This window comes from Halomonas sp. SH5A2 (assembly GCF_014263395.1).
Taxonomy (GTDB): Bacteria; Pseudomonadota; Gammaproteobacteria; order Pseudomonadales; family Halomonadaceae; genus Vreelandella.
In genome coordinates this window covers 343,003-355,760 of sequence record NZ_CP058321.1, presented here as the reverse complement: position 1 = coordinate 355,760, position 12,758 = coordinate 343,003, and the positions used below count along the sequence as shown (strand labels likewise).

Genomic DNA, 12,758 nt, shown 5'->3' with positions numbered 1-12,758 from the left:
GATTGGCGTGTTATCGACTAGCGCACAAACTGAATATGCGGCCGAGCATGGTGGGGCGAGGTCTCCACATGGGCGTCTACCGAGAAGACATCACGCAGCAGGCGTTGGGTCAACACCTCTTCAGGAGCACCGGAGGCAACGATCCTGCCCGCCTGCATGACCAGCAGCCGATCACAATACATAGCGGCGTGGTTGAGGTCATGGAGTGCCATGATACTGGTCATCGGCAGGCTGGAGACCAGCCGCAACAGGTTGATCTGATGTTGCACATCCAAATGGTTGGTGGGCTCGTCAAGAATGAGTTCTTTGGGTGACTGGGCCAGGGCCCGCGCCAAATGGGTGCGCTGTTTCTCACCGCCGGATAGGCTATGCCAGGCATCATCGCGCTTTACGCTCATCCCGGTACGCTCCAGCGCCTCGTTGACCGCCGTATCGTCCTCGCGCGTCCAGCCCGATAGCATCGAACGGTGCGGGAAACGGCCAAGCTTGACCACATCGATCACCTTGAGGTTGGCATTGGTCGTGGCGTGCTGTTCGATGAAGGCGACTCGCTGGGCAATGGCCCGGCGGCGAAAGGTCGAGAGCTCCTGCCCATCCAGCATGACCCGCCCAGCATGCGGTCGCTTCAGCCTGGCCAGCAGCCGTAGCAACGAGGTTTTGCCAGAGCCATTGGGGCCCAGCACGCCCAGTAGCTTACCCGGTTCGACTTCGAAGGAGACACCATCGATCACTGTCTTGGTGCCGATTTTCCAGATCAGATTCTCGGCCTTGATACTCATGATGCGCGCTGTAACCGGTAAAGAATGATAGAGAAGAACGGCACGCCCACCAGCGCCGTGACCACGCCGATCGGCAGGGATTGCTGCGGAATCAGCACGCGGGAGGCGATATCCGCTACCACCATGAAGATCGCCCCCACGATGGCACAGGCGGGTAGCAAGACGGCGTGGCGTGGCCCCACCACGAAACGCGCCGCGTGGGGAACCACCAAGCCAACGAAGCCAATGGTGCCGACCATGCTGACGATAGTGGCCGTTATAACAGCCGTCAGCGCAAACAGGATGATCCGCGTTTGTGCGACATTGACCCCCAACGAGGCCGCCGCTTCATCACCAAAGGCAAACGCATCCAGTACCCGCGCGTAGCATAGGCAAACGACCAGCCCGAGGCCCACGACCGTCGAGGCCAGAAAGAACTCTGGCCAGCGCACACCGCCAAAACTGCCGAGCAGCCAGAACATCACATCCCGCGCCTGCTGTGCATTACCCGCCGTCGTGACGATATAGGAGGTCACGGCGTTGAACAGCTGCGATGCCGCCACCCCAGCCAAAATGGTTCGGTCGGCCCCACCGCGCGCACCATTCGACAGCAGCGCCACAAATAGGAAAGCGGCAAAAGCGCCGATAAAGGCCCCCGAGGAGAGCGATACCGCGCCAGCGCCGAGCCCCAGAATGACGATCAGAACCGCCCCCGTCGATGCACCGGCCGAAATACCCAGCACATACGGCTCGGCCAGAGGGTTACGCAGTATCGACTGCATGATGGCACCGGCCAACGCCAGCCCGGCACCACACAGTGCCGCCACTAACGCCCGGCTCAAGCGGTAATCCCAGATAATGGTTTCGTGGATACGGTTGAGCTCGAAGGAAGTCAAGCCGAGCTTGTTGGTGATCACCGCATAGGTCGTGGACATCGGAATCGGCATATCGCCGATCCCGACACTGATGCCCACCACCAAACCAATGATTAGCAGTGATGCCAACAGCAGCCCTGCCTCCCCTGCCAGGCGCGGCAAACGCTCGAGGGCCTGTGGCATGCTAATCGTCACACTCATCTCAGACCCAGCGCCTCAAGCTGTTCGGCCACCTGCTCGGCACCGAAAATCGTCCTGAGCGTAGGGTTCATCGCTTGACCGTCCATGACCACAATGGCGCCGTTTTTGACCGCCCTCATCTCACGTGTCGCCGTATCCGAGTTAAGGAACTCGATCTTCGCGTCGGCGTCGTCGAGCTCCCAACGGTCACGCTCGACGCGAGCCACGACGATCACATCCGGATCAGTGGCGATAATGCCTTCCCAGCCTAGCGTCGGCCACTCCGCCTCGGACTCGATGGCATTGGTGCCACCCAATACGTCAGCGATAAAGCCGGATGCGCTGTACTTGCCACCCAGGTGGGCATCCGCTGCGGGAGAAGAACTGGAGAACCAGAACAGATAGGAGAGCGGCTCGTCACTGTCAGGAGACGCTGCGCGCAGCGCGGCCTCACGTTGCTTCAGGTCATCGATCAAGGCGTCGCCTCGGTCGTTTACATCGAAAATCCGGGCGAGGTCTTCGATCTCTTGATACAAGGCGCCCATATTCCACAGTTGGGCTCGATCGCCATAGCCGTACTTGTCCTGGGCCATGCCTTCAGCGACGCAGGTACCGGGCGACAGGTAGGTCGGTATGCCCATCTTAGTGAAATCGTCGCGAGTGGCCACTCGACTGGATTCCCCCAGCAAGCTGGGGAGCGCCGCTGCTACGAAATCCGGCTGTTCGGCCAGAATCGATTCGAAGGTAGGGAACTCCACCGTCAGCACTTTTACCTGGTCGTTGGCATCGGCCAGTTGAGGCAAGACGCTGTTGGGCCAGAAGGCCGTGCCCGCCATTCTGTCTTCCAGGCCGAGCATCAGCATCAGCTCAGCGCTGTTTTGACCGAGGCCAATCGCCCGCTCAGGCGCCTGTTCGAAGGTCACTTCTACCCCGCAGTTGTTAAGCGTCAAGGGGTATTGCGTGTCGCCCGCCAGGGCCGAGGACGAAGCCAGGCCCAGCAGGGAGCAGAATCCAGTCACAGCAAGAAGACGTGTCATGGAGCACCCATCACTATTGGTAGAGGTTTAACGTTTACATCGGCTAATCGTCCAGCGCCTGCACTGATCAGATAACGATAGCACTGATACGCATTACCAGCGCGCGCAATATAATCGAAAACCATTCTCATCGCAACCTCCATCCATACGCGCCCAATAAAAACGCCCCCTGGTATTGAGCAGGAGGCGCTGAGGGGTAGCATCAAGCGTCTATGCGCTTACAAGGCGGCTGCCTGACGGAGCGTATCGGCCTTGTCGGTGCGCTCCCAAGGGAAAGCGATAAACGTCTCTTGTTGGGTATGGCCTTTATCATCGACCCAGTGGTAGCTGTGCTCGAACGGCTCGCGGCCAAAGTGTCCGTAGGCGGCGGTCAGTTGGTACATCGGGTGAAGCAGGTCGAGCATTCGGGTAATCGCAAAAGGACGCAGATCAAAGTGCCCACGCACCAGTTTGACGATCTGGGCATCACTCACCTTGCCGGTGCCGAAGGTATCGATGGATACGGAGGTCGGCTCGGCCACGCCGATCGCGTAGGAGATCTGGATTTCACACTTGTCGGCGAGGCCCGCCGCCACGATGTTTTTGGCCACGTAGCGCCCGGCATAAGCCGCGCTGCGGTCAACCTTGGACGGATCCTTGCCCGAGAAGGCACCGCCACCGTGGCGTGCCATGCCGCCGTAGGTATCGACAATGATCTTGCGGCCGGTCAAGCCACAGTCGCCCACCGGGCCGCCAATCACGAATTTACCGGTCGGGTTGATGTGGTATTGGGTATCGTCATCGAGCCATTCGGCGGGGATCACCTGCTCGATAATTTCCCGCTTGACCATTGTACGCAGGTCTTCCTGGTCGATATCCGGGTCGTGCTGGGTGGAGAGCACTACGGCATCGACGCCGCAGGGTTGCCCTTCCTCATTATAGCGGAAGGTCACCTGGCTCTTGGCATCCGGGCGCAGCCACGGCAGCAGGCCGTTCTTGCGCAGCTCAGCCTGGCGTTCCACCAGCCGGTGCGAGTAATGGATCGGCGCCGGCATGAAGGAGTCGGTCTCGTTGGTGGCGTAGCCAAACATCAAGCCCTGATCGCCGGCGCCCTGATCTTCCGGCTTGCTACGGTCAACGCCCTGGGCAATATCGACGCTCTGTTTACCGATCAGATTGACCACGCCGCAGGTGGCGCCATCGAAGCCTACATCGGAAGACGTATAGCCAATGTCGGTAATCACCTCACGCACCAAGGTTTCGAGATCCACCCAAGCGTTGGTGCTGATTTCACCAGCAATGATCGCGACGCCGGTCTTGACCATGGTTTCACAGGCAACCCGCGCCTGCTTGTCACGGGCAATAATGGCATCCAGCACCGCATCGGAAATCTGGTCGGCAATTTTATCAGGATGGCCTTCGGAGACAGACTCGGAGGTAAACAGGGAATATTCGCTCATCGCGCACTCGACCCTCGGTGTGACGGCGGCAAGTCACCGCAGCATCAGCAGGAAATCATGGCAGGAAGTTGCCCTGCCCACCTATTAAAGAAGCAACACCGCGCTTCGGGGGCCAAAGTCTACACGCTGTTGGAAGTTCTTCCCAGAACGAGCCCATAGAATTTGCCGACGCCCGGGAAGTCAGCGACAATAGCGCCTCTATTATTCACGTTTCCAGGCGAGGAGCACCCCATGCCGTCCCGTTTTGAGCTGGCCAATGCCATTCGCGCCCTTTCCATGGATGCCGTCCAGAAGGCCAAGTCCGGCCATCCGGGCGCTCCCATGGGGATGGCGGATATTGCCGAAGTGCTGTGGAATGACCACCTCAAGCACAACCCCGAAGACCCTAGATGGGCCGATCGTGATCGGTTCGTGTTGTCTAACGGGCACGGTTCCATGCTGCTCTATTCGTTGTTGCACCTGACCGGTTATGAGTTGAGCCTGGAACAGTTGCAGAATTTCCGTCAGTTGCATTCGCCGACTGCCGGGCACCCGGAATATGGCTACGCGCCCGGCATTGAAACCACCACGGGCCCCCTGGGCCAGGGCTTCGCCAACTCGGTGGGCTTTGCGATAGCTGAAAAAACCCTGGCGGCGCAATTCAACCGCCCAGGCCACACCATTGTCGACCACCACACCTGGTGTTTCCTGGGTGACGGTTGCCTGATGGAAGGCATTTCCCACGAAGCGGCGTCGCTGGCAGGCACCCAGCAGTTGGGTAAGTTGATCGCGCTTTACGACGACAATGGCATTTCCATCGATGGCGAGGTGAAAGGCTGGTTTACCGACGATACCGCCAAGCGCTTTGAAGCATACGGCTGGCACGTGGTGCCCAATGTGGATGGCCACAAGCCGGAAGAAATCAACGCGGCCATTGAACTGGCCAAGAGCCACAACGATAAACCCAGCCTGATTATCTGCAAGACCGTGATTGGCTTTGGTGCACCCAACAAGCAAGGCAAAGAGGAAGCCCACGGTGCGCCGTTAGGCGATGACGAAGTGGCCGCCGCGCGCCAGCAGCTTGACTGGCCCCATGCGCCCTTCCACGTGCCTGAGCCGATCTATTCGGCCTGGGATGCCCGCGAGGCTGGCCAATCACGCCAGCAGGCGTGGAATGCCCGTTTTGAGCGCTACGCGGAGGCTTTCCCTACTGAAGCACGCGAGTTCCAGCGTCGCATGAAGGCCCAACTGCCTGCAGAACTGCCCACCGAAGCGTTGCTCGAACAGGCGCAGGAGAAAGGCGACAGCATTGCTTCACGCAAGGCGTCGTTTGAAGCACTTAACGTGATTGGCCCGCAGATGCCGGAACTATTGGGCGGCAGTGCCGACCTGGCCCCGTCGAACCTGACGTTCTGGAACGGCGCCAAAGCGATCACGCCGGAAGACGCCAGTGGCAACTACCTGCATTACGGCGTGCGCGAGTTTGGCATGGGCGCGGTCATGAATGGGATAGGTCTGCACGGCGGCTTTGTGCCCTATGGTGCGACCTTCCTGATCTTCATGGAGTACATGCGTAATTCAGTGCGCATGGCGTCGTTAATGGGGCAACAGGCGATTTACGTCTTCACCCATGACTCCATCGGCCTTGGCGAAGATGGCCCGACCCACCAACCGATCGAGCAGTTGACCAGCCTGCGCACCACGCCGAATCTGAATACGTGGCGCCCCTGCGATGCGGTAGAAACCGTGGCCGCCTGGGACGCTGCCCTCAAACGCCATTCCGGCCCCACCGCGCTGGTTCTCTCGCGTCAGGGCCTGCCCCACCAGCAGCGCACCAAGGCACAGCTGGCGTCGATTCAAAACGGGGCCTATGTCCTTAAAGACAGTGAAAGCACACCTGAGCTGATTCTGATTGCCACTGGTTCAGAAGTATCGTTGGCGATGGACGCAGCCGCCGAGCTTGAGCAGCAGGGCAAGGCTGTGCGCGTTGTGTCCATGCCCTCGGCTTACCGTTTTAACGGCCAGGATGCCGAGTACCGTGAAAGCGTACTGCCCAAGGCGGTCACCAAGCGTATCGCAATCGAAGCCGGGCATGCGGACTATTGGTACAAGTACGTGGGCCTTGATGGCCGCGTGATCGGCATGACCACGTACGGCGAATCCGCGCCCGCAGGCGACTTGTTCAAGCATTTCGGCTTTACCGTTGAGAACGTCGTCAAACAGGCCCATGAGCTGCTGGGATGAGCAGGCGAGGGTAGGTAGGTCATGCCAGCGTTGAACGGCCTGTTATGGCTGATTGGCTACTGGCTGCTAGGAGAAGTGATCATCTACTTCTCCGGCTTGCCCATTTCTTCAGGCGTGGTCGGCATGCTGCTGATGTGCGCCACCCTGGCCGTCATTGGCCGCGTGCCATCCAGCATCGCTGCCGCCGCCCAGCCGCTGATTGGGCTGCTCGCCATGCTCATCATGCCCGGCGTTGTGGGCGTCTTCTTTATTCTCGATGAACTGGCAGGCCAGTGGCTTGCCATTTTCGCAGCGCTGCTACTCGGCACGCTGCTCAGTGTGATCACCACGCTCTGGCTGCTGAAAAGGCTCATGGGGCACCATGCCCACTGACGTATTGGCGATACTCACCGCAACGCCGCTGTTTGCCGTCGGGCTGACACTAGCGGCGTACTTGTTGGGCAGCGAGCTCTTCAATCGCCTGAAACAGCCCGCCTGGCTGCCCGCCATCCTGGTTGCTGCGTTACTGCTCGCCGGAGCGTTAGCGCTGATAGGCATGCCTTATGCAACCTACAAGCAGGGCGCTGATTGGCTGACGGTCCTGTTAGGGCCGGCGACGATTGCCCTGGGGATGCCACTTTACCAGCAGTTGCCACGTATTCGCGGACTCTGGCGCCCGCTCGCGATATGTCTGCCGATCTCTGCGGCACTGGCAGCTTGCTATGCGTTGGGCATTGCCTGGTTAATGGGCAGCCCTGGTCAGATATTGGCCTCCATCGCCGCCAAATCGGTCACTGCGCCCATCGCCATTGGCATTACCGAGCAGCTCGGTGGCAACGTGGCCCTATTGATGGGTGCCCTGCTGGTGACAGGGGTCGTAACTATTCCGTTTGTCAGCCTTTGCGCAAGGGTTTTACACATCAACGACGAACGCATTATTGGCTTTGCACTGGGGCTGAATGGTCACGCGATTGGCACCGTGCGAGCCTTTGAGCTAAGTTCCACCGCTGGTGCCTTTGCCTCATTGGGGATGAGCCTGACCGGCATTTTTACCGCGCTATTGTTACCCCTGGCGTGGGAGTTGGTAGGCGTAGGCAGTGGGTAAGCATCGCCAGCTGAAATACGTTATCATCGCGCCTACTTTCATGCCCACCGTGGCCCCTGCTTCACTTTAAAGAGCCGCTTCGCGACATGGCTAACTCCACAAGGTATCGCATCGCCATTAATGGCTACGGACGCATTGGTCAATGCGTCCTGCGCGCGCTGGTCGAGCGTGGCCACCCTGAGATTGAAGTGGTGGCGATTAACGAGCTTTCTGACCTGGCGACCATTACCTATCTCACCCGATACGATACCACTCACGGTCGTTTTCCCGGCGAGGTGGATAACGACGGCGAGGCGCTGCTGATCAACGGTCAGCGCATTCATGTCCTCTGTGAACAAGATCCAAGGTCTCTACCCTGGGCCGCCCTGGATATTGACCTGGTATTGGAGTGCTCGGGCAGCTTCAAGGATCGCGCCACCGCTGAGCTTCACCTGGCCGCCGGGGCCAAGCGCCTGCTGTTTTCTCAACCCGCCGAAAGCGATGTCGATGCCACCATTGTATGGGGCATCAACCAGGACGAGCTGACACACTCGCAGCGCATTATCTCGGCGGCCTCGTGTACCACCAATTGCCTGGTACCCTTATTGACCGTCTTGGACAACGCACTGGGATTGGAGCACGGCGTAACCACCACGATTCATTCGGCCATGAATGATCAACCGGTAATTGACGCCTACCATCAAACCGATCTGCGCCTGACTCGCTCGGCGATGCAATCCATCGTGCCGGTAGACACCGGCCTGGCGTTGGGCATCAGCCGCTTGATGCCGAGTCTTGCCGATCGTTTTGAGTGCCTGCACGTGCGCGTCCCCACCATTAACGTATCCGCCATGGATGCTGCCCTGACGGTTCGCCGGGACACCGATGCCAACCAGGTGAATGCGCTGCTTCGGGAAGCCAGCCAACAGCGATTGGCGGAAGTATTAGGCTATACCGAAGCCCCCATGGCATCGATTGATTTTAATCACGACCCGCGCTCTGGCATCCTAGACGCCACACAGACAAGGGTGGCCGGTAAACGCCTGGTCAAACTACTGTGCTGGTTTGATAACGAATGGGGGTTTGCCAACCGTATGCTGGACATCACCCAGCGCTTGGCCACACTGACGGATGGCAGCGCACGCTGACTTGCAGGGCCGCACCATGACTTTTCACCCGCTTGAACACGAGGAAATACTCGCATGAACGTGCAAAAAATGACCGACCTGCCCTTGAAAGGACAGCGCGTACTGATTCGTGAAGACCTCAACGTACCGATCAAGAACGGGCGTGTGTCCAGCGATGCGCGTCTGCGAGCGGCGCTTCCGACCATCCAGGCAGCCGCCGAGGCTGGAGCCAAGGTGCTGCTGATGAGCCACCTGGGCCGCCCTACGGAAGGCGAGTCAGCCGACGAATTTTCACTGGCGCCCGTGGCCGCGCATCTGAGTGAACTGCTGGGTCGCCCTGTTACGCTCATCACCGACTATCTTGATAGCGCCCCAACACTGGAAGAGGGCGGCGTCGCGCTGCTGGAAAACGTACGTTTCAACACCGGCGAGAAGAAGGACGACGAACATCTCGCCAAACAGTATGCCAGCCTTTGCGATATTTTCGTAATGGATGCCTTCGGGACTGCCCACCGCGCTCAGGCATCGACCCATGGCGTTGCGCGTTTTGCCACCAAGGCGTGCGCAGGCCCGCTGCTCGCCCAGGAACTTGATGCGCTGGAAAAGGCCCTGGCGCATCCCGCTCGTCCCATGGTAGCGATTGTTGGCGGCTCCAAAGTCTCGACCAAACTGGACGTGCTGACCGCGCTTTCCGATAAGTGCGATCAACTGATTGTTGGCGGCGGAATCGCCAACACGTTTATTGCCGCCGCAGGTTACAATGTCGGCAAGTCGCTCCATGAAGCGGACTTAATCGGCCAGGCAAAAGCGCTGATGGAAAAAGTCGCTATTCCGCTACCCACCGATGTGGTGGTGGCGACCGAATTTTCCGAATCCGCCGACGCGGTGGTCAAGCCGGTCGATCAGGTGGCTGATGACGAAATGATCCTGGACATCGGCCCCGATACTGCCGCGCACCTGGCCAGCCTGTTGAAAGACGCCGGCACCATTTTATGGAATGGCCCGGTTGGCGTGTTTGAAATTGACCAGTTTGGCAAAGGCACCGAGGTAATCGCCCACGCCATTGCCGAAAGTAGCGCTTTCTCAATCGCCGGGGGCGGTGATACCTTGGCGGCCATCGATAAATACGCCATTGAAGACCGTGTGTCGTACATCTCAACCGGCGGCGGCGCATTTCTTGAATACGTCGAAGGCAAACAGCTACCTGCTGTCGCCGCGCTCGAAGCCGCCGCCAACGCGGATAATCATTAACATTCTAACGGGTGCTCACTGCGCCCGTTGACTCCAATACCAGCATTAACCTCACAGATAAGGTAACTCAATGGCTTTGATCAGCATGCGCCAAATGCTCGACCATGCGGCCGAATACGGCTACGGCGTTCCGGCATTCAACGTTAATAACCTGGAACAGATGCGCGCCATCATGGAAGCCGCCGATGCGACTGACTCACCGGTTATCGTACAAGCGTCCGCCGGTGCCCGTAAGTATGCGGGCGCCCCTTTTCTGCGCCACTTGATTCTGGCGGCCGTTGAAGAGTTTCCGCATATTCCTGTCGCCATGCACCAGGACCATGGGACCAGCCCGGCCGTCTGCCAACGCTCTATCCAGCTCGGTTTCTCATCAGTAATGATGGATGGATCGCTGGGCGAAGACGGTAAAACCCCCACAGATTACGCGTATAACGTTGATGTAACACGCCGCGCCGTCGACATGGCGCATGCCTGCGGTGTTTCCGTCGAGGGCGAACTGGGTTGCCTGGGGAGTCTGGAAACCGGCATGGCCGGTGAAGAAGACGGTATCGGTGCCGAAGGCAAGCTCGGCATGGAGCAACTGCTCACCGACCCGGAAGAAGCCGCTGAGTTTGTCAAAGCTACCCATGTGGATGCGCTTGCCATTGCCATTGGCACCAGCCACGGTGCTTACAAATTCACCAAGCCGCCCACGGGCGACACGCTGTCGATCCAGCGCATCAAAGAAATCCATGCGCGCATTCCCGACACCCATCTGGTGATGCACGGTTCATCGTCTGTGCCTCAGGAATGGCTCGATGTCATCAATCAGTATGGCGGCGAGATTCCCGAAACCTACGGGGTGCCGGTGGAAGAGATTGTGGAAGGCATCAAGCACGGCGTACGCAAGGTGAATGTGGATACCGACTTACGTCTAGCATCTACCGGGGCAGTACGCCGCTTCCTGGCTGAAAATCCGTCTGAATTTGATCCGCGCAAATTTCTCAAAGAGACCGTGTCGGCCATGCGTGAATTGTGTATTGCACGTTATGAAGCCTTTGGCACGGCAGGTAATGCCAGCAAAATAAAACCCATCAGCTTGGAAGACATGTACCAGCGTTACGAGCGTGGTGAGCTAGCGCCCAAGGTTAAGTAACCAGAAGACATCGTATCTTTAGCGATAGAATCGAGTAGGAGGGGGATTGCCTCCCCCGTCCTCTCACACCACCGGGCACCGAAGCGTCGGACCGACGGTTCCGTACCACGGCGGTTCATGCAGAACGTTTGAGCCATCTTACCGTATCGAGTATCGAGATCAGCCCTTGATCGTAGAACCATTTCCTTGGCAGGGCCTGATTCATGTGCGAGGCGCCGGCGTTCCACCAGGGGCCTCGACCATTAGCCGCCGATGTCCAAGCCCGGTAAGCGTCCAGTCCCAGCCCTCGAAGTTGCCGATACCGGGTCGCCGGGCGCTTCCATTGCCGCCAGACCAGACCGCGTAAGCGGCGGCGTATCCATTGATCCAGTGCTTCCAAGGGGCGCTTCACGTCAACGAGACTGAAGTAGTTGGCCCATCCTCGTAAGACTGGCCTCAACCCTTCGATTATCCGTTTCATGTTACGCCCCCTGCCACGCTTCAGGATCTCACGGACTCGCTGCATCATGCGCTTCAGGCTGCTCTTGGCAAGCGTCAGTTTCGACTGCTTGTGCCGAGTGAGACTGTAGCCCAGGTAGCCGCGTCGCCATGGCCTGTCCACCGCACTTTTACTGCGATTGACCGTCAGCCGAAGTGAGTTCTCGAGATGCTCACTCAGACTGGTCATGACACGCTCGCCTGCTCGCCGACTCTTGACGTACACCTGCACGTCATCGGCGTAGCGGCAGAAGCGATGGCCGCGGCGTTCCAGCTCCTTATCCATGTCGTCCAACAGGATGTTCGCCAGCAGCGGGCTGAGTGGTCCGCCTTGGGGCGTTCCCTGCCGCCTTGGCGTGGGCAAGCCGTGTTGGAACATGCCCGCCTCCAGATAGCGGCGGATCAGACGCAGCACGCGCTTGTCGTCAACGCGCCGCGCGACCCGGGCCATCAGCAGGTCGTGATTCACGCGGTCGAAGCAGGCTTCCAGGTCAAGGTCGACCACCCAGCGGTGACCGGCGGTGACGTGGGCCTTCATGGCCGAGACGGCCTGCTTGGCGCTCCGCTTGGGGCGGTAGCCGTAACTCGACTCGGAGAACGCCGGGTCGAAGATCGGCATGAGCGCCTGGGACAGCGCTTGCTGGATTAGGCGGTCGGTAACCGTGGGAATACCGAGCTGCCGCGTCCCTCCCTTGGGCTTGGGGATCGTGGCGGCTCGGACCGGGCTAGGGTGATACACGTCAGCCAACAGCCGCTCGCGCAGCGTTGGCCAGTGCTGCTTTAGGTGGTCAGCCAGTTGATGCACCGTCATGCCGTCGACACCCGGTGCGCCTTTGTTGGTAACCACCTTACGGTAAGCTCGCTCCATGTTCTTCGGGTCGACGACCCGTTCCATGAGCGGGGCTGGCTCCGCTTTCGTCCACGATAACGACGCCGGGCTCGTCTCGACGCTCACCGGCTGGGACGCGGAGTACTGCTCCGGCCCCTCTGGGTGAGTGACGGTATTAGCGCCATGGTCTGTCTTCATGATCGATCCTCGAGACGTTATCGCCTACTCGCGGTTCTTCATGTTCGGCCCTTGGTGCCGTGGTGAACCGGCACTTACTATGGCCTCGGCTGACGTCTGGTGATCCATCCCGCCGCCTCTCGACGCCGGTAGCACCGTGGCAGACCACCAGACCTCCCAGGGTAAG

11 protein-coding genes are annotated in these 12,758 nt (G+C 59.3%); 6 read left to right on the top strand and 5 right to left on the bottom strand.

The genetic code is table 11. The features are described 5' to 3' along the window. Nucleotides 1-17: 17 nt before the first annotated feature. From HXW73_RS01725 to metK, 4 genes are all read right to left on the bottom strand, one after another. On the bottom strand, nt 18-779 hold the full coding sequence (locus HXW73_RS01725) for an ABC transporter ATP-binding protein (protein ID WP_186254616.1): 762 nt from the start codon (nt 777-779) through the stop codon (nt 18-20). Next, nucleotides 776-1,834: a FecCD family ABC transporter permease gene (locus tag HXW73_RS01720; RefSeq protein WP_240538684.1), complete on the bottom strand. Its 1,059-nt coding sequence runs from the start codon at nt 1,832-1,834 to the stop codon at nt 776-778. Before HXW73_RS01720 ends, HXW73_RS01725 begins: the two co-directional genes overlap by 4 nt. Beyond that, on the bottom strand, nt 1,831-2,850 hold the full coding sequence (locus HXW73_RS01715; protein WP_186254615.1) for an ABC transporter substrate-binding protein: 1,020 nt from the start codon (nt 2,848-2,850) through the stop codon (nt 1,831-1,833). The genes HXW73_RS01720 and HXW73_RS01715 overlap by 4 nt, the downstream gene beginning before the upstream one ends. 218 nt (nt 2,851-3,068) lie before the next feature. Then, a complete protein-coding gene (gene metK, locus HXW73_RS01710) occupies nt 3,069-4,289 on the bottom strand; it encodes a methionine adenosyltransferase (RefSeq protein WP_186254614.1) in 1,221 nt (406 codons plus the stop codon). A 231-nt stretch (nt 4,290-4,520) separates the two neighbouring features. Between metK and tkt the strand changes: the two genes are divergently transcribed. The 6 genes from tkt to fba all read left to right on the top strand — a co-directional run bounded on the left by tkt (nt 4,521) and on the right by fba (nt 11,088). Beyond that, nucleotides 4,521-6,512, top strand: a complete 1,992-nt coding sequence (gene tkt / locus HXW73_RS01705) for a transketolase (RefSeq protein WP_186254613.1) — start codon at nt 4,521-4,523, stop codon at nt 6,510-6,512. Between the two features lie 21 nt (nt 6,513-6,533). Continuing rightward, the gene (locus HXW73_RS01700; RefSeq protein ID WP_186254612.1) at nt 6,534-6,884 is read left to right on the top strand and encodes a CidA/LrgA family protein; all 351 of its coding nucleotides are present in this window, start codon (nt 6,534-6,536) and stop codon (nt 6,882-6,884) included. Further along, a complete protein-coding gene (locus HXW73_RS01695; RefSeq protein WP_186254611.1) occupies nt 6,874-7,596 on the top strand; it encodes an LrgB family protein in 723 nt (240 codons plus the stop codon). Before HXW73_RS01700 ends, HXW73_RS01695 begins: the two co-directional genes overlap by 11 nt. 86 nt (nt 7,597-7,682) lie before the next feature. Next, a complete protein-coding gene (locus HXW73_RS01690) occupies nt 7,683-8,723 on the top strand; it encodes a type I glyceraldehyde-3-phosphate dehydrogenase (RefSeq protein WP_186254610.1) in 1,041 nt (346 codons plus the stop codon). Between the two features lie 54 nt (nt 8,724-8,777). Next, nucleotides 8,778-9,953, top strand: a complete 1,176-nt coding sequence (locus HXW73_RS01685; protein WP_186254609.1) for a phosphoglycerate kinase — start codon at nt 8,778-8,780, stop codon at nt 9,951-9,953. Between the two features lie 70 nt (nt 9,954-10,023). Then, nucleotides 10,024-11,088 (top strand): class II fructose-bisphosphate aldolase, encoded by a 1,065-nt coding sequence (gene fba, locus HXW73_RS01680; protein ID WP_186254608.1) that lies wholly within the window; start codon nt 10,024-10,026, stop codon nt 11,086-11,088. Nucleotides 11,089-11,203: 115 nt separating this feature from the next. On the opposite strand, the gene ltrA is transcribed toward fba, so the two are convergent. Beyond that, a complete protein-coding gene (ltrA, locus tag HXW73_RS01675; RefSeq protein WP_186254607.1) occupies nt 11,204-12,592 on the bottom strand; it encodes a group II intron reverse transcriptase/maturase in 1,389 nt (462 codons plus the stop codon). Nucleotides 12,593-12,758: the final 166 nt, after the last annotated feature.